The organism is Pseudotenacibaculum sp. MALMAid0570 (genome assembly GCF_040151415.1).
In the GTDB taxonomy this organism is placed as follows: Bacteria; Bacteroidota; Bacteroidia; order Flavobacteriales; family Flavobacteriaceae; genus Polaribacter.
In genome coordinates, this window is record NZ_JBDKWF010000047.1 from 225,449 (window position 1) to 245,803 (window position 20,355).

Consider the following 20,355-nt stretch of genomic DNA (forward strand, 5'->3'; position numbering starts at 1 on the left):
TAGATTAATTCTAAATATATTTGTGCTTCAAAATTTACCCATGAAGATTACAAATAGAAGTTTACATAGAGATTTTGCCTATTTCTATGTAGGATTAATTATTGCTTTTTCCTTTTCTGGAATTATTTTAAACCACAGACAAGATTGGTATCCAATGGATTACACCTTTGAAGCCAAAGAAGTAGCACTTAGCTTACCAAAAGAAGCCAATGCCATTACCAAAGAGTTCTTAGTAAATGCCACCAAAGAGTTTGATGTAGAATACAATAGTCATAGGGTGAGAGATGGAAAACTTCGTGTGTATTTTAAAAATAATGCAATTTTAGATGCCGATATGGAAACTGGAAAAGGAGAATTAGAATTTAAGAGAAAAACTCCTTTTATTGGTCATACGATGTATTTACATAAAACCACCAATAACTTTTGGATTTGGTATTCTGATATTTTTGGTGCAGCAATGTTACTCATAGCCATTACAGGAATTTTAATTCCTGCAGGAAAAAATGGTTTTAAGAAAAGAGGATGGAAACTTGCTGTGGCTGGAATGTTATTTCCTTTATTATTTTTAATTCTATTTCCTTAGAATTGATTGAAAATTAGCTGTTAAAAATTAGTTAATTGACCTTGATGAATTTCTGCTTGGACTCATAAAACAGTAATTTTATCAAAAACCAACTATAATGAAAAAACTAATTTACACTCTCAGTCTACTTTTTGTTGGCTTAATTACTATTGCCGCAATTAGTAAGGATAAAGATTCATTAACCAAAGATTTTATTAGTGGAAACCCAGGAATTGCTTCCATAAACAGCTTGAGTTTTGGTCCAGAAGGGATCTTATTTATTGGAGATTCTGATAATGCTGCTATTTATGCAATTGACACAAAAGATCATCAGTTAAAAGAAAAAGCTGAACAAATTGCAGTTGAAGATTTTGATGTAAAAGTTGCTGCGGCTTTAGGTACTACTCCAAAGAATATTCGTATTACAGATATGGCAGTGAATCCTGCTTCAAAAACAGCTTATTTTTCCGTCCATACTAGAGAAGGAAAGCCTGTATTGTTAAAACTCATCAATGGTAAATTAGAAAATGTTTCATTAACAGACGTAAGTTATTCTGAAACTTCTTTAAACAATGCTGTAGCTAAAGATGCAAAAGATAGGAGAGGAAGAGCTTTGAGAAGATGGGCTATCTCAGATATGAAGTATCACAAAGGAAAAATAATGGTTTCAGGTTTATCAAATAAAGAATTTAGTTCTTCATTTAGAAGTATTCCTTTTCCGTTTACTGCCAAAGAAGATTTTGCTACACTAGAAATTTATCATGCCGCTCATGGTCGTTATGAAACTTATGCACCCATTAAAACTTTTGATGTAGTAAGTATCAATAAAAAAGATTATTTATTGGCCAGTTATACTTGTACGCCTTTGGTATTGTTTCCAATTAGTCAATTAACAGGAGGGAAGCATTTAAAAGGAAGAACAATTGCTGAATTAGGTTCTGGAAATTCACCATTAGATATCATCAGTTTTCAAAAAGGGAAAGAAGTGAAATTTTATATGTCTAATAACAATCGTCCAGTGATGAGAATGAACTTATCAGATATTTCTAAGTTTGAAGGCTCACTTACAGAACCAGTTAAAGAATTCGGAAAAGATGTAGGTCTTACCTATGACAATCTTCCTTTTGTGAATGTGCAGCAATTGGACAACTTAGACAATGATAATGTGCTAATTTTAAGAAGAAGAAACGACGGAAATTTGTACTTGCACAGTCGTAATAAAAAATGGATGTAGAAGAGAAAAAATCAGGAAAAAACAGAAATCTGTTTCAGATTCTGTTTTTCTTTTTGATTATTAGTGTTTGGATTTTCGAGTGGTATAATAAACCAGAACCTTATCTGTATAGATTGTCTCCTGATTCCATTCAAATTCTTATTGATAATAAGAATGATGAATATAAAGTTATTATCGAAGGAGAAAACAATCAGCATCCGGTATTAGGCGAGTATAAAAAAAGTGGAGATTATATAGAGTTTATACCTACGTTTCCATTTACAGCAGAACAAGTATATGAAGTTACTAAGAATGGAGAAGACTATTTTAGTTTTCTTCCTATGCAATCTACACAAACTGTTGATTATAAGTCTACTGAATTACTAAAGATATATCCAGAGGTAGATACAGTTCCTGAAAACCTACTCAAAATGTATTTTACATTTTCCCATTCTATTGATGCATCACAAAACATTCTAGATCATATTGTTGTATATGATACGGAAACCAAAGAAACTAGGGATATTTTCTTACGATTAGAGAATGAATTATGGAATAAAGATCGTACAGAAGTTACCTTGTGGTTAGATCCAGGACGCATTAAAAAAGATTTGATTCCCAATAAAGAACATGGAAGCCCTCTTATCAAATGGAGAACGTACGAGATTGTTGTTGTAGAAAATTTGCGTGACATCAATGGAAAGCGCATTATTGGTAAGCGTAAAGAATTTACTGTAGGAAATAGAGATGAAAGCAAACCTAATATCCAAAAATGGGAGATCACTAAACCCGCTAGAGACACAAAAGAGTCTATAGGCTTTATGTTTCATGAATCGTTAGATATGAAGTTATTCATAGAAACGGTAAGAGTTTATGATTCTAATAGCAAAGTAATAAAAGGCGAATTTTTTCTTAGCAAGAATGCTAAAAGTGCTTTATTTATCCCAGAAAATTTCTGGGCTGAAGGAAAATACACCATTGAAGTTGAAAGTAGATTAGAAGATCTAGCTGGAAATAATCTAAATCGTTTGTTTGATACTGACTTGCAAAGTGGGGAAGTGGTTGATTATTCTAAAACCAAAAAGATTTCATTTACGATTCAATAGGGTTTTTCCAATCAAATTTGTCAAATAGTTCTTTCCAATCTTTAGGGAAATCAGCATTTAGACTCAATTGTTCATTGGTAAACGGATGCGCGAATTCTAATTTACCAGCATGTAAAAACATGTTTTTCCAACCTAAGTTTTCTGCATACATGAGATCGTGATTTTTATCGCCATATTTTGCATCATTGATCAAAGGATGAGAAATCTTATTCATATGAATGCGTAACTGGTGTAAACGTCCAGTTTTAGGTTTGAGTTCAACCAAGCTATATCTAGAAGAATCATAAGGTTTTACAGGAATGTTGAGTGTAGTTTTCTCCAAACAAGTCAATTCCGTTTCAGCATCTTTATACACATCGGCATCGCGTCCCTTTACGGGCGAATCGATGATTAAAGAAGCAGGAGCAAAGCCACGTACAATACCATAGTAGATTTTACTAATTTCCTGATTTTCAAAGAGTTTTTGAAATGCAGAAACATACTTCGTTTCTGTTGCTAAAAGTAGAATACCAGAAGTTTTTCGATCCAAACGATGAATAGGATATAGCTTATTACTTAACTGATTTTCAAGTAATTGCAATAAAGAGAGTTCATCTGATTTATTACGAGAATGATGGGCGTGATGTACCAAAACATTGTTGGGTTTGTTAACCACAACACAAAATTTGTCTTGATGTACAATTTCCAGCATTTTACTGATTTTTGCCACAAAAGTAACGTTAAAATGGTGTTTTTGCTGGGAGTTTTAAGATTTTAGCACGATATTTGATGTATCTGATTGATTATTAATGGACTAAATTCATTCCCTATGAGAAAATTACTATACATCGCTATGGCTGTCTTATTATTAGGATGCAATAGCACTCAGACTGCGGTTAAAAATGCTGAAAACAGCAAAGCATTGAGCAAATGGGTAGAAAATAAAACCATCAAAGTAGTATTGAATTCAGCGTCACCATTGGCCGCAAATGAATTTGCGAGTTTACGATTGTTACCACAAGGAAGTTCTGCCAATAGAATTTTACTAAATGGCAACGATTACTTTACGATGAAAGGCGATCATGTGAATGTAGATTTCCCATATTATGGTACGCAGCAACAATCTACAGCATTTAGTTTTAGTGAAAGTGGAGTAAAATTTGAAGGAATCCCAGACAGTTATAAAGTTGAGTATAACGAAAAGAAAAAGATTTATACCATGCAAATGGATTTGACCAATGGTAATGAGACTTTTGAAATGACAGTAAAATTATTTCCTAGTTTAAAAGCGGTTGTACATATCAATACCAATCGTAGAACTTCAATTACCTATCAAGGAGTTGCCAGTGAGCTAGAAGCGAGTACAGAATAAATTTTATTTTTTAAATCTATAGACAACTAAGAATAGTGGAGACAAAACAATCTCTGCTTTCTTTTTAAATATTCTATTTAACATAATATAAATTATAGTACAAACGTCAATATTTGTTGTTTAAGTGTTTTGCCATTCGTAAGCTATAATTCTATATTATGTAAAATATCCCACAACGTGCAGAACTAATAAAGAAACATCCTGCTTGGGCAATGAAACTTTTTTAATCGGTACGCTGCGCTACGTTAATGCATTTGTATCTATAATTAGACGTTATGTAAAATTGCCGCGCGCAAACGCTTATTGTTTAAATAAAATCAAATTGTTTTCACAATTTATTTTATACACAATTCCCAGCCACTTTGCCCACGCCAAAAAAAGCAAATACTTTTAGCTTCGTATTAAGCATTCGTCCAGAATTGAATATTCTGCAATAAAAAATCTCATTAACATTTATGCAAGCTTTACGCAAGAGTATAAAATTACTCTGCGAGATAATTTCTATACACTTGCTCACATTCTGCTTCAAATTAAACTTTTAAAACTCTACTCCTTAATATTATGTAAAATAGAAATTAAACTCTGGAGTTGTTAATTTCTATCTTTTGCCTTGATGCAAAAGAAACAAAAAATCAAGGCTGCATATAATTTTGGAAACAATCTACGCCTCGTTTCTCTATATTTTAGAAAACATTAGAACGCTTTAGATTATGTAGAACTCCAATTAAAAAGCGAGAACTCAACAAAATTAAGTTCTCGCCCTCTAAAATGTGACCGCTCTACTCGCCTATTGTTTTAGCCAAAATTTTATGAGGCCAACTAACTTACGAACCAAATAACTATAACATCAATTATTAATATTAAACCTAAAATAAGTAGCCAAGTTTTCGAGCTTAATTTCAATGGCTTTGCAATTTCATGTTCTACCCACGACCAAAGTGCTATATATCCAATCCAAATCCAAGTATTTTCAATTTTGTTGGCTAATAGATATACCATTCCTGATAAAAAAATCAGCATTACAATTGTAAATAATATCCAAATTTTTCGATTCTTATTTAATTGTTTAGTCATCAAGCTTGGTCTTTTCATAGCTATCTAATTTTAACTCGAATGATCCCTCGGTAGCAGTAGCCTTTTCATAAATTAGAAACCAACCTAATTCATCTTTTGCCAACCAAACTTCTCCATGTAAATGACCATAATCTATATATATGACATGACAATCGAAAGTATGTTTTCCTAATGTAAACGTATCCATACGTAGAAACTTTTCTTTTAGCTTCATGGTTCGCGCAAAAGAAACATCTAGCATCTTTCTTTTATATTCCTTACCTGGTTCCATTTCTCTGTTGGTTGGATTAATATAAATTGTTGCTGTATGATAATCTTTCCCACGCTCAAATGATTGTTTATAAGGCTTTGAACTATTAGGTGTTTTAGATTCAAAATTAAGTATATTACCTTCTAGCTTAAATTTATTATTTGTTATTTCTCCAGTTTTTACATTGGTAAATTCACCATAATACTCTTGGATTCCTTTGGAACCAAGCCAAAATACTTCTTCAACTTTAGTGTCATTAAGTTCATTAAAACTAAGTAAACTACTTGCGATATCTTTTATTAATAATGTACTTTTTGATGTATCTACTTTTCTAACCGCTTCCATTTTTCCGGTCTTATAGCCATCAGCTGACATAGCATAGGTTCTCTTAATTTCAATGTTTGTTGGCGGATTAAAATTGACATCTTCTTTTAGCTCTTCCTTTTCCTGCCCACATGCTGTAAAAAAAATCATCATACAGAGGTTTAAAAAATTAGTGTTTTTCATTTTATATATTTTTAAATTGATTTATTATTAATTACAGTAACAAAATTACCATTGAGGAGTTTAATTAAATTATCCTTTTTGGACAACTGTCACTTATCAATTAGTTGTTCTCGTATAACTATCCATTACTAACTCGAATGCCCCTTCTGGTGCGGTAGGGTCTTGAGTTGCTGTAGCATCTTCATAAACAAGAAACCAGCCTAATTCATCTTTAGCTACCCAAATTTCTCCAATGACATGTCCATAATCAATTTCCATGACATGACATTCAAATGTATAACCATCAACAGTATAGTTTTCCATCCTTAAAAACTTTTCTGTTAAATTCATTGTTCTAGCAAAAGACACATCTAATACTTTCCTATCATTATAGGTTACTCCTTGTTCAAGTTCTCTATTTGTTGGATCAATGTATATTGTACTCCAATGATAGTCAACACCTTTAAATAACTCTAAATGATATGGTGAAGAATCATATGATGTTTGATAATAATAATCTAAAAAATTATCATTTCTTAATTGGAATGAAATATTGGTAATAGTATCATTATTTGTTTGTACAAATTCACCTTGGTATTTCTCGGCTCCTCTTGCTCCTATCCAAAGTGTTTCGGTATTATTAACCTCTACTCCATCTGCTATACCAATCACACCATAAATTTCATCTTTTATTAAAAGAGTGTTTTGTGTTTGATCAACTTGACGAGTAGATTGGATTCCCCCTATATCTGCTCCAGCAGTTCTCATTTTATAAGTCCTTTGAACACGCAGATTAGTTGGTGGATTAAAATTTTTTTCAGCAGTTGAAGAATTATCATCGTTACTACAGGCACTACTAAATATAATAATACAAATTATTATTACTAACTGTATTCTATTGTACAGATTGTTTTTTTTCATAATTACTCCATTTTATCATTTATTATTATGACAAAATTAGATATGAATATCTATAAGAAATTATCCTTTTAGGACAATCTACTGAACGGGAATATAAATTTCTATAACTTGTTGCTCTTCAGGAATGGCTTTAAAGAAGCTTGGATACTTTTCGATTGAAGGTTTGTCCGCAAATTCTAATTGTACGTCTGTAAGCCAATACCCATAGATTTTATTATAGGTTTCATGACTTTTTTCATAAGCTCCAATATGTTTAAACTTGGCATATTTCTGCCTTTTGTGCTTTTTAACTTTAAATAAACCTTTAGGTTCAATCTCATTTGGCCTATCGAGATTTATTGCACAATTATACCGAAAATGAATACTATCACAAATTTCGTTATCATCTAAAAGTTCAGCTAAAAAAATCGTGTTAGAAGATATTAGGTTTTCTTTTTCGCAATAATGCAAAAGTTCTTCCCAAGTTTTCTCCACAGCAATGTTATCACTGAAAATTCCACGATATTCTAAATATAAGAAATCAAAATCTCGTAGGAATTCTATACTAAACTCTAAAGGTTTCGCATTTATATCAAAAGCCGTTTTAATTATATTTCGATTAGCTTCAGCACTATTCCGAAAATCTTTGGGTGTACAATTAAATTTACTTTTAAAGGCTTTGTTAAATGCTGGTGCATTTTCAAAACCAACTTGAAAAGCAATGTCTGCAATTTTTGAATTGGAGAATTTTAAATACTGGGCTGCTTTCTCAAGACGTATGCGTTTTATATATTTTCCAATCGTTTCGTTATGTAATGCCAAAAAGATACGATTGATATTTCGGTACGAATAATGACATATTTCTTCTATCTTCTTTATATCTATATCTTCCTTGAAGTATTTATCTATATAAGAAGTTAGTTTTTTATAACGTTCAAGTTGAGTCTCATTCTTCATCCCGACAAAATAACACAAAATGATTAAATAACCATTTCACACACATTATACTTCCCTCCTACGTCGTCGTATAAAGAGTGTTCCATTAACTTTTATGAAAGAAGCTTCTAGAAGAGATTTTTTTCGAAGAAAATTACGTTAACATTCTTTGCTTTTCCAAAGCAAAGTAACATAACGCAGAACATTATAGTGCAATTGCATAGTAATTTCTGTATAGCCGTACAACGAGCTATTTATACATAATTGTAGATATAGCGCCTTTAGGTCTATATCGTTAGACAATTATGTTGAAAGAAATTACGGCTTAATAATCTAGATTTCAGTTGTAGTTATAATTCTATACTATGTTAAATTTCCCAAAGACTGTGTAGATTCTTAACGATATTTAAGGACTTTTGGCATTGAAATCGAGTTTACGAGATTCATGAATTCCTTTGAAAACAATAAGAATGAAATGAATAAAAGTTTATGAGGTCGTTATCATTTATTTTTTATGTGATATTTCATAAATTGCATACTCTCCAGGAATATTCTTAATATCATCAATCACACCTACTTGATTAGTAGAGAATTCGCTTTGAACTCTTGCTTGAGTAGTACTAGATATTAAAATTTGACCTTTATTTGACCTAGATTCCACCCTAGCAGCAAGGTTTACACTAGGACCCAGAGCCGTGAAATCATCACGAATTTCAGTATTGATATTACCGACAATAGCTTGACCTGTATGAATTCCACAACCAAGTCCTATATCAATTTTTTCGGGTGAATAAAGAGTCCATTTCTCCATCCATTTTTCATGTACTTTCACAAATTCATCTCTCATTTTCAAAGCTGCATTTGATGCATTAATCGCGTGCTCAGCATCCTTATTACTTTCTGTTTCTAAAGCACCAAATAAAGCCATAACTCCATCACCTATGAATTTATCAAGAACTCCATTTTGTTCAAAAATACATTTAGCGGCTAACTCACAGTACTCTTTCAAAAAGCCAGCGATTAAATCTGGATGAGCCTTTAATGTTTCACTTAGTTTAGAAAAGCCTCGAATATCCCAGAAAACTATTGAAACAATTTTATTAGATGGAATTAATATTTCCGGATTTGAATCTATAATTTGAAATATATTTGGATCAAAGTATCTTTTTAATGCATTTAATTTTCTTTCCTTTTTAATTTGCTTAAGCGCCGTATTCCTAAAATTCAATGCTGTTCGGCATTTTGCAATAATCTCATCAGAAGATTTAATACCTGGAGCACTCTTCGATATACAATCAAATGCTCCTTTATCGAAAGCTTCGTAACGTTGTAACTTTTTATCATTGGCTGTAATAACTAATACCATACACCAAGGATCTTTTTCTTTTGCCAATTTTAAAACCTTTATACCATCATCATCATCGTCCATTATCATATCAGTCAGGATAATATCATAATTATTTTCTTTTATTAAATTAGCCGCTTCTTTTTGATTACCAGCAAGATGAATGTTATGAAATAAACCACTATCTTCTATGGTTAATTTATATGCTTTTCTATTTGTTTCTTGATCATCTACAATTAGGATAGTATTTTTCATTATTAATTTTTTTAGTTTGAAATTGGTAAATAAATCTGGAATTGAGCGCCTTCTAAATGAATACCAGTTTCAAAAATTATTCCTCCATGCTTTTCAATTATACTTTGAACAAGAGAAAGGCCTAAACCAGTTCCATGAGTAGATTTACTTATAAAAGGAGAAAACATTTTTTCCTTAAATCCATAAGGAACGCCTTTACCATTATCACTGAATGTAATCTTCAAATAGGAAGAATTTTTATTTAACTTATCTGGAAGTGTTGCTTTAGTAGGTCGTATTACTTTAATATTAACCTTTTTCTCACCTTTATTTTCATCAAACCATTTTGAGGAATTTGCAAAAAGTTCTTGAAAGCATTCAGTCAACCTTTCTTGATCTGCAATTAATTTAGGGCACTTTTTCCTTACAGATATTTCAACTTTAATTCCCTTTTCTTTATAAGGCATTGAAGCATGAGTTATAATAGGTTCTATATCAACAGGAGATAGCTTTATGTTTAATACTTTTGTAAGAGATTTAAATTGATCAATAACAAGTTTAGCGTCTTCCACAGATGTATCTATTTCATTAGCAATATTCAATGCACCTTTGCAATCGTCATTAATCCTTTTTTTTAGGCTTTGCAAAAAAGTGTCAATAGCATCAATCGGGTTACCTAGCTTGTGAGCTGCTTTAAACGCAACATCTTTCCAAGCTGCATCTCTTTCTGCAATGAATCTTAATTTTTTTTCTTTCTCTAAATCATCTTTTGCTTTTTGTAATTCATCCGTTATTGTAATATTTTCTTTGTAGAGTTCTTCAAAGTTTTTACGATATTTTGATCCTTCATATGCATCTTCCGAAAAATATTTAGTAACAATATTTGGATATTCGTGCAACAGTTGAACTATTCTATGTAAAGTCCAATGCCTAAATCTGATATTAAAATTATTACGCTTAGAAAAAAGAGGTCTATGGGACAAACTATTTCCATACCTTCTAATAAAATTTTCTACGTACCTAGATTTACTTTTGGTTATGAACAAAAGTGTTACATGATCTGTTCCTCGATCTCTTGCTTTCCTGTTTTTTCTCAACAAACGATCCATCATATATGCAGGATCTTCCATAAGCATATCGAACTCTTTGTTTCTATGAAACCCATCAGCAATGGAAATAAACCACTGTTCTCCATATTCAAATCCATCTGGATCACTCTTAGGATAAGTAGCTAACATGTCAACAAATTCGTTAGATTTTTCCCATTCTACCTGTCTATAACCCATCTGGACTATCAACTCATAGCACATGTTTTCAAATGTTCTCATGTCTAAGTTTTCTAAATCAATTACATGAGGCTGTCTAAATACTGTTTTTGGAAAAACTTCTACAGTTGATTTTTTATTTGGTATTTTTATCAGCTTTAATAATAACTTTTTTATTCTCTCTCCTAATCCACGAAAATCTGAACGATTTGGATCATAAGGCAAGGCTGAATAAGCTCTAAGGTTATCAGGTATATTTACAAAAGATTCTTCAATTAAATAAATTATCTGTTTTCCATTTGCTTGAGCTATTCCAAGTTCGTAAAATAAGTTCGGGCTTAAAAGAGTTGCATCTACAATAATAATATCATTTTGCTGTATATTTTCAACTCCATTATTGTTATTTAAATTCTTTCTTCTTTGAAAGTAAATGGATTGATAATTTAAACCTAAGCTATTCACTACATCTGCTATTAAGGTATTTAAGCTTTTACTAACTCTATTTTTTTGTAGAATTGAAATACATCTTAGTCTATTTCTATTTTGCTTAGCCATTTTTTAAGTTTATGCTATAGCAATTTAAGCTTTTTTTGAATTTTATAAGAACAATATGTAACTTAATTATTGGAAAAAATAGTGTTTGGAAGAAATTGTAAATCATATTAAAATGAGATAGAGTTCCATTCCACACACCTGTCTGCAAAACAGGCAGGCATTAAAGCTTCCCTCCTACGTCGGCAACTCCAAAGAGTGTTTAGCTCGCAACATTCTTATCAAGAAAAAATTGTTTTTCAAGCGTGAATAATAAAAAGTAAGGTTTTCCCTTACTTTTTTTATGGAGAAAATTTCTTTGAGAATTAATAGTAATTATAACTTTATAAAAATCGTAATAAGCTAATATTTAACCTATTAAAACAAAAAAATTATGACAACTTTAAATTATTTAAGAAAACCTAAATAACAAATGACTAACCAAAATAAAAAAATAGAATATTTGATTTATATACCTATTGTGCTTATTTTTTCACTCCAAATTTTTGACAAAAATGATGATTTTATAATCGCCCAATATGTTTTATTAGGAATAATGGTAATTGCTTTATTGGTAAAACTTTTCAGGAGATAATGATTAATTTGATTTAATGTTTTATCAATATAGTATTTCCACCTTACACTAATTATGCTTCCCTCCTGTTCTACTATTTGATTTATAGAACGTCGGTAACTCAAGGAGTGTTTCTTTGAATACAGATAATATCTAATATTAAAATTGTTCTATATTGAAACCTTATTAAAAGAGATTTAAAAACGTATGTTATTTTTTTATTACCTAGTTTTCTTAATTCTTTTTGCAGTAATATTAAGACCGTTTTCAACTTTAATTCATGAATTAGGACATGGTATTCCTGCTCTATTACTCACTGACAAAAAAGTGACATTATATTTAGGTTCTTATGGAAACCCAAAGGAAAGTTTCAAAGTAGTGATTGGAAGATTAGAACTTTTTTTTAACAAAAAACCTTTTAATTGGAAGATTGGACTTTGTTTATTTGAGCAACAAAAACTATCAATAAGTAATCAAATATTTATTAATTTAATGGGGCCTTTGGCATCGTTAATCTTATCTATAATTCTAAGCTATTTGGTTTTCTTTAGTAATTTAAATGATCATGTTAAAGCTATTTTATTTTTTTTCAATGTTTCAACCTATTATGACTTTTATATAAACATTGTTCCTAGTAAAGAACCTATAGAATTACATGGCGGTACTATAGTTTTCAATGATGGTAAACAAATATTAGATTTATTGAAGCATAGAAATATACCTAATGAATATTATGTTGGAATTGAATACTATAACAATCAAGAATATAATCTAGCAGTTATAGAATTGGAAAAAGTTTACAATGAAGGTTATCAAGAAGGAATAATTTATCAATTGTTAATTAGCGCCTATTTGCAAATAAAAGATTATCAAAATGCAATGAGAGTTAATAACTTATATGATAATAAATTCAAAAAACAATTTGATTCTAATGATTATACAAATTCAGGATTAATAAAATCCTTTTCTGGTTTGTATAATGAGGCACTAAAAGATTATAATAAAGCTATTGAACTGAACTCAAAAAATAGTATTGCTTTCAATAATCGAGGATATACCTATAATGTAATGAAAGATTATGAAAATGCTATCAAGGATTTCGAAAAAGCAATATTGTTAGATGAGAGTTTTGCTTATGCATTAAATAATAGAGGTTTTGCAAAGATTAAGCTTGGCTTCAAAGAGGAAGGTTTCAAAGACCTTCAAGAATCAATGATTTTAGACGGGACTAATTCCTATTGTTATTTAAATTTCGGCATCTATTATCATGATAATGGTGAATATCAAAAAGCTTTAGAATATTACAATAAAGCAAAAGAAATTGATGAAAAAACTTATTTACTTGACGAATACATAGAAGAAGTAAAAAAGAAGTTAAGTTTATGATTTCATTCCACACACCTGTCTGCCGGACAGGCAGGCATTGCAGCTTCCCTCCTCTTTTCTATTGTAATAGGATCTAAAACGGATAAAACTCAAAATGAGTTAGGGACAGGCATCACGCGATAAGATTAGTCAGGACAGATTCAATTGTTGGAAAGTTAAAAGTAATTGGTGGTAGCTGTAAGAAAAATGGTTTGAGGGGCACTACCAATTCTTACAAGTTATATGAATATAGCTTTAAGCTAAACACCAAATATAAATTCACAAACTACTCACTTACTACGGTATATAAAGACGGATTGGCTTTTAAGCCTTCTGTTGGCGGAACTCCTAATTCTTTAGCCATTTTTTGGCTAGCTTCTGTGAATGCTTTTGCACTCTCCCATACCGCAACATTGATCAACTCAAATTTTGTATTGCTTTTTAAAGATTGATGTAGTTTTGTTGAAATATACCCTGGCTCTTTCTTTAAAAAGTCTCTACAAGCTTCCCAATATTGTATAGATTCTTCTAATTTTCCTTCTGGCACTTCAAACGGATTGATAAGAATTACATGTGTTGAATTGTTGGCTTCCATATTGGTTTTGTTTTTAGAATTATCTTCATTATTACAAGAAGAGATATAAATTAACAATAATGAAACTAAAAGTATTCTTGAAATTTTGATTACGCTGTTTTTAACTTGTTTTATGGTATTCATACTATAATTATTAAGATATTCTTTTTAAAGTGTTCTCTTTTGTTATTAGGTAATGCTTAGCTACACCTATTACATGTAGTACCAATAATAGTATCATTATTGTTGCTAGTAAGCCGTGAGCCTTTAAAGGCATTAATTCTTCTTTAGATTGTATCAAATCTGCAGCTCCTGTTTGTAAAGCATCAACATATCCCCCAACCATCATAGTCACTATACCGGCAATTGAAATCCCAATCAGTAGAAAGTAAAAAGCATGATGAATCCAAACAGCAAGTTTGTCATTAATCTTAGAACCTGTTTTTATACCTTCTGGTCTACTTGATTTAAAGAACAAATAACTTCTGATAAGTGTTAACACAAACACGATGCTTCCTAATATGACGTGAATCTTTATCAAATCCATTTTTTCGGAAGCTGAAATTCCAGACATATATTTTCCCAAAGGAAATAAAGCTATTATCAATACCGCTGTTAACCAGTGAATTAGAATTGTAGCTTTGCTATACTTCTGTGAGAGATCATTTTTAATTTTAGACTTATTCATAATTATAATTGACTTGCTACAACAATATTTGTCATATCAAATATAATTATAAAAAATTATTTAGATAGATTTTCTAATATTTTTTTTGAAGTATTATTAAATTCTTGAACATCATTATCACTTAATCCATTGGTAGCTTTCTTCAAAACTTCTATGGCTAAAGGTTCAACCAAATCACGGATTTCTATTCCTTTTTTAGTGATTGAAATTTTCCAAGCTCTTCTATCATCAGAATCAGCTTTTCTGACAGCCAATCCTTTAGCTTCTAGCTTATCAACTATTCGTGTAATATTGGCATTGTCTTTAAATGTAAGCTTAGCAACTTCTTTTTGGGTTAATCCAGAATTCTCTTTTAATCTATTTAATATAGCCCATTGCTCAGGCGTAATGTCAATCTTATTATTCTTTATCGCTGTATTTAATTCTCTTTTTAACAAGAGAGCCGACATATTAATTAAGTAACCTGCTGATTGGTCTAAAAAAGATTCCATTTTATTATTTGTTATGTAATTAGATAACGTGACAAATATAAAATATAACTTTGATAATCTAATAGAAAGTTGATCATCATTTCTATGACTTCTCTCCTATTTTAAAAGCTAATTTACTCTTTCAAATATTTTTTTGGAATGGGATACTGATCGCTTTCCATCATCCAAAACATTGAGAGAATCCAATAACGCTTGCCGTCCCAAAAATACTGATAGCTGGTAAACCCTTTTCCTTCAGCGGTTTTGTCTTCCATCCAAAACTTGTAAGTGCTTATAGATTGGGTGATAGAACCATAGGTTTCAGACGAAACATAGAGTTCCTTTTCATAAAATCCTTTCTTATCTAAATAATCTAGTTTTCCGATATAGCCCTCAATATCCATATGCATGAGCTTATTCTTTTTCTCTTCTTTTGAATAATAGCTATAGGTTAAAGTGGCTTTTGGGTGAAAAAGGTTTCGTAATCGGTTAAAATCTCTTTTTTCTCCAATAGGACCTGATACTATTTCGTAATACGCTTTACCAATATTCTCAATAGATGTAACATCATTTTCATACTGAGCTTCAGAATTAAATGCTACAAAAAACAATAGGCATACAACTGCTAATTTTTTCATGGATTGTGTGTAATAAATTTGGTTGTCAATGATTTAATAACCACAAATTACAAATCTCATATAGGAACAATAACTAATTTTTTCTTAAAAATTGATTTATAGAGTCTTTAACTCAATGCTATCAATACTAAATTGTTCTGAAATACTACGCTTTGGAATAAATTCGATTTTCAAAAAACTTTGAGAGTTTAAAACTTTTTCAATAGCAATATGAAGTGATTTTTCTATCTCAATAATTTCAGTAATTCCCTTTACTTTTTCTCCTTGTTCCCCTTTAGATGCAGTATGAAGTCCATACAAGGCTAAAGAACCTAACATTGGTTTTTCTATTGATTTATGATCTGATGCGTCTAAAAAAATTTGAATTCCAGGAAACATAGCTTTTCCTTTTATATGATTCAAATGCAAACGAAAACGGGTATTTGATGAGGTTGTTTTCCATTGTTGCACAGCAGCATTGTTGATTTCTAAGACAATAGATCTTACATTCTTTTCTTTAAAAGAAATTTGAACCTGAGATGTTTGGGCAAGTACTATTGACATATAATTCTAAAACTCTAAAATACAATTCTTTCTAGAATAAAAGTGATGTTAGCTCTACTCCTATCAACAAAACTCCTAAGCACATCCAAGCATAACCAGGTAACTTATTTTCATGTGCCACAAAATAGCGCTCAATCAACACAATACTACTTACAACAAACATTAAAGCAAAATGATGTCTAGCTAACATTAAAGCTGTCATTACCAGCCAACACATTCCCAGACAAGCCCAACCAATTCTAAAACCATAAACTAATGTATCTCTGTAAAAAAGCCATCCATAAATTCGGATAGGCATGGTAAATTCACACTTCATCATAATCACTCTTCGAGAAGGTTTCCAACTCAATACAGCAGCAATGATAAAAAGTATTCCTATAAGAAGTGATAAGAATGTTTTATTTGGCAGGAACCATTCTAGAAATAGTGGCAATAGTAAAAATACAAACCCTATAAGAGTCCAAAGAAATAAATAGCCTATTAAAAAGAAGAAAATTCCTATGTCACGTTGAGTTCTTCTTACTGAGATTCCCACATGACGAATGGATTTTTCTAATAAAGGAAACATCATCGCTACGATCATTATAATCCAAGAGATAATGTTTCCTTTGATAGTAACATATAGTATTTCAAGCTTATTAGTGAAAGTTCCTGTAGAAGTTATATCTGTTACTTCTATTACACTATTTATAGAATAGCATAATTGAAAAGCTGTAGAAGAATTCTCAGAATATATAGAGTTAGAAATACTCTGAATACAAAGTAAAACCCAGACAGTTCCGCTTAACAAAAACACCCACCATTCTGGATTCAATGCTTTTGAGATACGGATTCTTTCTGCATACTTATGATATGCAACTTGAAATTTAGATGTATCAGCTAAAAAACTCATTCACTATACAAACTAATCTTACCTACAGAAACCGATGATTCGTTTGGCATAGGACGATTAGATTGAATTAACACATCTAATTTATCAGCGTTAAACTTTCCAGAATCTTGTAAAGAATTAACAAGCTCTGTGATGTCTAAATGCTCACTCAAACCACTTCCAGAATGATGTTCATCAGCAGTTGAGGCTCTTTCTAAACCAAATAGAGCTAGTGAACCAGCTAAATAAGCTTGTGGTATTCCATCTTCACCAGGAATCTCTAGATACACAGATTGAACTGGCACCAAACCTGTTCCTTTGATATTTTCAAAACGTAACATCATTCGCTTCCCTCCTTCTTGTTTACTTACAGTTTTCGCCGACTTTCTTGAAGCCTTTTTTGCTGATAAGGAAAGTGAAACCCTTGAAGGCTGTGCAGTTAAAGCTTGTGCTTTTTGCGTAGCATCTACAATTTCCAAGGGCATTACAGCCATTTTTCTTCCTGCAACGGCTCCTTTTGCTGCCTTAGTTACAGCTCCAGGTGCACTTGGTGCAACTCCTTCATATGTATAACCGGAAAGTACTTTTCTTGTATCTTCTACTTCTTTAGGTGTTAGAGTTACAGCTTGTTTATCTTTATCATGGAAGTTAAACTTGAAGTTCAACCAATTTTTCTCATCAGGATTTGATCTTCCTTCTCCTTCATTGAGCCAAACTTGCCATAATCTATCAATATTTGCGTGATGCAGCCAGAAAATTGGATCTAATCCTGCTGTATCAGGATTACCCATTGCTCCACCAATATCAACGTGCACATGATTATGAGGATAGCTTTCTAAAGCTCCGTTTGAACCACCACTGTGATTGAACTTTGTTTCTGGTCCACCATATCCTGTTTCTTGAGGTGATGTTGTATAGATTTTTTTCTTTAAAGCTTTTAAGGTAACACTAGATCTATCAACCTGATTATGCCTGTTAGGCATCCATAGATTATTGCTAGAATCTGCAGGAGTAGTAAATGCTTCTGGAATATCTAAAGCTAAAGGGTTTTCTGTATCACAATAGTTCCAAAATGGAAGTGCCCAATCATCTGGCCCACCTAATTCAACAATAGCTTGAGCTACAATTTGTTCGAAATACGCTAAATACATTCTATGCCATGGTAAAAAATACCAAGATTGATGCTGACAACGTTCCCAGAAACCATCTGTTTCTGTTTTTGGGGGAAAAGGAGCATATTGACTCCAATAATAATTCCATTGAGGGTTTGGACTAATTCCGTGAATAGCTCCTAGATAAGCCCAACTTGTGGGATCACTTGTATCACGTGTTTTCATCAAGGCCACTGCCTTTTCATACCATTCTAAGGTTGTATCACCTTTTGGTAATCCGTACACATCTTTTCTTACTTTCATTTGAGATTTATTTTATGTTGATTTATAATTTATTTGTAATCAGTATCTTACGGAATAAAGAAAGAAGTTTGCTTGGAGAAATAAAAGCGTAGAAATACCTGTATTTAGGCTTCAAATCAATTATTTTTTCAATTCATCCACCAACCACATAGGTTTGTCATTAAAAGCAGTCCAGTCTGATTGTAAACCATCATATAGTTTATCTATCTCAGTAAAATCAGTAATTCCAGAATCTTTATCAGCTTTTAACTTAATGATATAGTTCATCAGCTCATAACAAATGGTAAACTGACCGCAAGCAATGAGTGTATCCATTCTCTTTTTCTTAATATCTTCATCATCCCACCATAAAGTAGTTGGAGTTTGAGATGCTGTTAATGCTACCTTCTGTAGAGATTTACTAGGTGCTGGTTGAATCTGCTCGTTATAATCTAAGTTTTTCGTAGAATAAGGTGTTTCCAATCCATTTAGACGATATACTGTAGCTGTAATACGTCTGTGTTTTAAACTATCCTTGTAGTAAAAGAACTGGTAATTGATGCGTCGTATTTGCTTTAAAAAGACATCACTAATCATTTTCATAGAAGAAGTTGCTCTTTCAACCAACATTCTTTTTACTAATGAAATATCCAGTTTCTTAAACAAGAGAATTTGCTTTGATAAATCTTTTGGAACTTTCTTCTTAAACAAGGCTTTCAATTTCTTAGAAGCAAAATTTACAATAGATGAAATCCCTAAGCTAACAATACTGAATAATAAACCAACTGTAAGTAACAAACTACCTACAATTTTCAATACAATATTCCATGTATTCCCTATTTCAAAAAATAAATTGTATAATATTAAAAATAGACCTAGAAGAATAGTGATCCAATAAATAGGACGGAATGCCACAGATTTCATAAACCTTCCTAATAACTTTTGAATGCTGGAAGAATCTTTTACTTCTGCTTTTTCTGGTTCCCAAGGATCCATTTTATAACTACTTACATCACAAACGATAATTAAATCTAATTTGAGTTCTCTGTTAATATTGAGCATGCTTCCAATACCCTGATTATCTGTAATTCCTCCATCCATAATACCTACTCCGTCAACAAAATCATCAAGTTTCTTTAGATTTTGATATTCAACTGATTGATGATCTTCAAAATAATCATCAGGAAAAACCAATGGCTCAAACCCAACAGGAAAACAAGAGGAAGAAGCAATAACATCTCCAAACTTCACAAGAGGCCTCAATACATTAATCTCTTTTTGATTACTTCTATACAAAGGATTGTTGCCAAAATAACCTACATTTTGAAAGCGATAAGTCAATCCAAAAGAAAAATCTGTTGCATTAAAACTTACTTTTTTTAGTTGTTTGATATTGTCTTTTTGTATCGAACTAAAATCTCCTTTAAATACATCTAAATCTTGATAAGCTAAAGCAAATGCATTGATTAAAGAACGTTTCTTATACGGATGATCTTTCCACACTTGATCATCAATAAGTTTAGCTACAGCTGTATGTAACAACTTATCATTTTCCGGTGTAAATGTGTTATAAAATGTTTTAAAGAATTTGTAAAAATTATAGTTTTCTTCCTGTAATGCCTTTGTATATCCTACACCGGTTAACGTCCCTCCACTTACTGTACTTAGCGCTCTTACGGAAGACAAAAGAGGATTGTCTTTATACTTTGCTTGTTGCAAATAGGAAATGACTCCAAATGCAAAAAAAGTCGCACGATATCCACCACCACTAAAACAAAGTCCAATTGTTTCAAATGGTTGTAATGATTGTTTTTCAATAGTGTTTTCAGACATTTTTTATGTTTTTAAATTTGTAGGTATATGCTTAGTTTAAGATGTAAACATCTTGTAATGAGGACAATTCTAAATTTAGGAATCTATGCCCTCAAGAACAATAGGTATATATACCCATTTTAAAATGATGACTGCAAATTATTTCACATCAG

The 20,355-nt window shown here is 31.3% G+C and carries 20 protein-coding genes; 5 read left to right on the top strand and 15 right to left on the bottom strand.

Translation table 11 applies throughout. The features are described from left to right. The first annotated feature begins 40 nt into the window (after positions 1-40). From AAON49_RS07490 to AAON49_RS07500, 3 genes are all read left to right on the top strand, one after another. A complete protein-coding gene (locus AAON49_RS07490; RefSeq protein ID WP_349553845.1) occupies positions 41-583 on the top strand; it encodes a PepSY-associated TM helix domain-containing protein in 543 nt (180 codons plus the stop codon). 97 nt (positions 584-680) lie between these two features. Then, positions 681-1,796, top strand: coding sequence for a hypothetical protein (locus tag AAON49_RS07495; protein WP_349553846.1), 1,116 nt, complete (start codon positions 681-683; stop codon positions 1,794-1,796). Further along, a complete protein-coding gene (locus AAON49_RS07500) occupies positions 1,787-2,881 on the top strand; it encodes a hypothetical protein (protein WP_349553847.1) in 1,095 nt (364 codons plus the stop codon). The genes AAON49_RS07495 and AAON49_RS07500 overlap by 10 nt, the downstream gene beginning before the upstream one ends. Here the strand turns inward: AAON49_RS07500 and AAON49_RS07505 are convergent. Further along, entirely contained in the window at positions 2,868-3,572 is a 705-nt protein-coding gene (locus AAON49_RS07505) for a pseudouridine synthase (protein WP_349553848.1), read from the bottom strand. The genes AAON49_RS07500 and AAON49_RS07505 overlap by 14 nt on opposite strands. 117 nt (positions 3,573-3,689) lie before the next feature. On the opposite strand from AAON49_RS07505, the gene AAON49_RS07510 reads away from it, so the two are divergent. Continuing rightward, positions 3,690-4,232 (top strand): DUF4251 domain-containing protein, encoded by a 543-nt coding sequence (locus tag AAON49_RS07510; RefSeq protein WP_349553850.1) that lies wholly within the window; start codon positions 3,690-3,692, stop codon positions 4,230-4,232. Between the two features lie 819 nt (positions 4,233-5,051). On the opposite strand, the gene AAON49_RS07515 is transcribed toward AAON49_RS07510, so the two are convergent. The 6 genes from AAON49_RS07515 to AAON49_RS07540 form a co-directional block, all read right to left on the bottom strand. Further along, positions 5,052-5,324: a hypothetical protein gene (locus AAON49_RS07515; protein ID WP_349553851.1), complete on the bottom strand. Its 273-nt coding sequence runs from the start codon at positions 5,322-5,324 to the stop codon at positions 5,052-5,054. After that, the gene (locus tag AAON49_RS07520; RefSeq protein WP_349553852.1) at positions 5,299-6,063 is read right to left on the bottom strand and encodes a DUF3108 domain-containing protein; all 765 of its coding nucleotides are present in this window, start codon (positions 6,061-6,063) and stop codon (positions 5,299-5,301) included. The genes AAON49_RS07515 and AAON49_RS07520 overlap by 26 nt, the downstream gene beginning before the upstream one ends. A gap of 96 nt (positions 6,064-6,159) precedes the next feature. After that, positions 6,160-6,810: a hypothetical protein gene (locus AAON49_RS07525; protein ID WP_349553853.1), complete on the bottom strand. Its 651-nt coding sequence runs from the start codon at positions 6,808-6,810 to the stop codon at positions 6,160-6,162. A 231-nt stretch (positions 6,811-7,041) separates the two neighbouring features. Beyond that, positions 7,042-7,899, bottom strand: a complete 858-nt coding sequence (locus tag AAON49_RS07530; RefSeq protein WP_349553854.1) for an AraC family transcriptional regulator — start codon at positions 7,897-7,899, stop codon at positions 7,042-7,044. 484 nt (positions 7,900-8,383) lie between these two features. Beyond that, positions 8,384-9,478, bottom strand: a complete 1,095-nt coding sequence (locus AAON49_RS07535) for a response regulator (protein WP_349553855.1) — start codon at positions 9,476-9,478, stop codon at positions 8,384-8,386. An 11-nt stretch (positions 9,479-9,489) separates the two neighbouring features. Next, a complete protein-coding gene (locus AAON49_RS07540) occupies positions 9,490-11,277 on the bottom strand; it encodes an ATP-binding protein (RefSeq protein WP_349553856.1) in 1,788 nt (595 codons plus the stop codon). A gap of 757 nt (positions 11,278-12,034) precedes the next feature. Between AAON49_RS07540 and AAON49_RS07545 the strand changes: the two genes are divergently transcribed. Continuing rightward, a complete protein-coding gene (locus AAON49_RS07545; protein WP_349553857.1) occupies positions 12,035-13,213 on the top strand; it encodes a tetratricopeptide repeat protein in 1,179 nt (392 codons plus the stop codon). A gap of 265 nt (positions 13,214-13,478) precedes the next feature. Here the strand turns inward: AAON49_RS07545 and AAON49_RS07550 are convergent, their stop codons facing one another. The 8 genes from AAON49_RS07550 to AAON49_RS07585 all read right to left on the bottom strand — a co-directional run bounded on the left by AAON49_RS07550 (position 13,479) and on the right by AAON49_RS07585 (position 20,203). Next, the gene (locus tag AAON49_RS07550; RefSeq protein ID WP_349553858.1) at positions 13,479-13,910 is read right to left on the bottom strand and encodes an antibiotic biosynthesis monooxygenase family protein; all 432 of its coding nucleotides are present in this window, start codon (positions 13,908-13,910) and stop codon (positions 13,479-13,481) included. Between the two features lie 10 nt (positions 13,911-13,920). Further along, the gene (locus AAON49_RS07555; RefSeq protein ID WP_349553859.1) at positions 13,921-14,454 is read right to left on the bottom strand and encodes a cytochrome b; all 534 of its coding nucleotides are present in this window, start codon (positions 14,452-14,454) and stop codon (positions 13,921-13,923) included. 56 nt (positions 14,455-14,510) lie between these two features. Continuing rightward, positions 14,511-14,945 carry a MarR family winged helix-turn-helix transcriptional regulator gene (locus tag AAON49_RS07560; protein WP_349553860.1) on the bottom strand — a complete coding sequence of 145 codons (435 nt, stop codon included), beginning with the start codon at positions 14,943-14,945 and terminating at the stop codon, positions 14,511-14,513. 113 nt (positions 14,946-15,058) lie between these two features. Beyond that, positions 15,059-15,562: a hypothetical protein gene (locus AAON49_RS07565; RefSeq protein ID WP_349553861.1), complete on the bottom strand. Its 504-nt coding sequence runs from the start codon at positions 15,560-15,562 to the stop codon at positions 15,059-15,061. A 96-nt stretch (positions 15,563-15,658) separates the two neighbouring features. Continuing rightward, positions 15,659-16,105, bottom strand: coding sequence for a DUF7868 domain-containing protein (locus AAON49_RS07570; protein WP_349553862.1), 447 nt, complete (start codon positions 16,103-16,105; stop codon positions 15,659-15,661). A gap of 31 nt (positions 16,106-16,136) precedes the next feature. Then, positions 16,137-16,997 (bottom strand): copper chaperone, encoded by an 861-nt coding sequence (locus tag AAON49_RS07575; RefSeq protein WP_349553863.1) that lies wholly within the window; start codon positions 16,995-16,997, stop codon positions 16,137-16,139. After that, positions 16,994-18,391 (bottom strand): tyrosinase family protein, encoded by a 1,398-nt coding sequence (locus AAON49_RS07580; protein WP_349553864.1) that lies wholly within the window; start codon positions 18,389-18,391, stop codon positions 16,994-16,996. Before AAON49_RS07580 ends, AAON49_RS07575 begins: the two co-directional genes overlap by 4 nt. Before the next feature lie 120 nt (positions 18,392-18,511). Further along, positions 18,512-20,203 (bottom strand): patatin-like phospholipase family protein, encoded by a 1,692-nt coding sequence (locus tag AAON49_RS07585; RefSeq protein ID WP_349553865.1) that lies wholly within the window; start codon positions 20,201-20,203, stop codon positions 18,512-18,514. Positions 20,204-20,355: the final 152 nt, after the last annotated feature.

Coding starts and splice junctions, on each gene's coding strand:
- AAON49_RS07490 (WP_349553845.1), top strand. CDS start 41: ATGAAGATTACAAATAGAAGTTTACATAGAGATTTTGCCTATTTCTAT.
- AAON49_RS07495 (WP_349553846.1), top strand. CDS start 681: ATGAAAAAACTAATTTACACTCTCAGTCTACTTTTTGTTGGCTTAATT.
- AAON49_RS07500 (WP_349553847.1), top strand. CDS start 1,787: ATGGATGTAGAAGAGAAAAAATCAGGAAAAAACAGAAATCTGTTTCAG.
- AAON49_RS07505 (WP_349553848.1), bottom strand. CDS start 3,572: ATGCTGGAAATTGTACATCAAGACAAATTTTGTGTTGTGGTTAACAAA.
- AAON49_RS07510 (WP_349553850.1), top strand. CDS start 3,690: ATGAGAAAATTACTATACATCGCTATGGCTGTCTTATTATTAGGATGC.
- AAON49_RS07515 (WP_349553851.1), bottom strand. CDS start 5,324: ATGAAAAGACCAAGCTTGATGACTAAACAATTAAATAAGAATCGAAAA.
- AAON49_RS07520 (WP_349553852.1), bottom strand. CDS start 6,063: ATGAAAAACACTAATTTTTTAAACCTCTGTATGATGATTTTTTTTACA.
- AAON49_RS07525 (WP_349553853.1), bottom strand. CDS start 6,810: ATGAGAACTGCTGGAGCAGATATAGGGGGAATCCAATCTACTCGTCAA.
- AAON49_RS07530 (WP_349553854.1), bottom strand. CDS start 7,899: ATGAAGAATGAGACTCAACTTGAACGTTATAAAAAACTAACTTCTTAT.
- AAON49_RS07535 (WP_349553855.1), bottom strand. CDS start 9,478: ATGAAAAATACTATCCTAATTGTAGATGATCAAGAAACAAATAGAAAA.
- AAON49_RS07540 (WP_349553856.1), bottom strand. CDS start 11,277: ATGGCTAAGCAAAATAGAAATAGACTAAGATGTATTTCAATTCTACAA.
- AAON49_RS07545 (WP_349553857.1), top strand. CDS start 12,035: ATGTTATTTTTTTATTACCTAGTTTTCTTAATTCTTTTTGCAGTAATA.
- AAON49_RS07550 (WP_349553858.1), bottom strand. CDS start 13,910: ATGAATACCATAAAACAAGTTAAAAACAGCGTAATCAAAATTTCAAGA.
- AAON49_RS07555 (WP_349553859.1), bottom strand. CDS start 14,454: ATGAATAAGTCTAAAATTAAAAATGATCTCTCACAGAAGTATAGCAAA.
- AAON49_RS07560 (WP_349553860.1), bottom strand. CDS start 14,945: ATGGAATCTTTTTTAGACCAATCAGCAGGTTACTTAATTAATATGTCG.
- AAON49_RS07565 (WP_349553861.1), bottom strand. CDS start 15,562: ATGAAAAAATTAGCAGTTGTATGCCTATTGTTTTTTGTAGCATTTAAT.
- AAON49_RS07570 (WP_349553862.1), bottom strand. CDS start 16,105: ATGTCAATAGTACTTGCCCAAACATCTCAGGTTCAAATTTCTTTTAAA.
- AAON49_RS07575 (WP_349553863.1), bottom strand. CDS start 16,997: ATGAGTTTTTTAGCTGATACATCTAAATTTCAAGTTGCATATCATAAG.
- AAON49_RS07580 (WP_349553864.1), bottom strand. CDS start 18,391: ATGAAAGTAAGAAAAGATGTGTACGGATTACCAAAAGGTGATACAACC.
- AAON49_RS07585 (WP_349553865.1), bottom strand. CDS start 20,203: ATGTCTGAAAACACTATTGAAAAACAATCATTACAACCATTTGAAACA.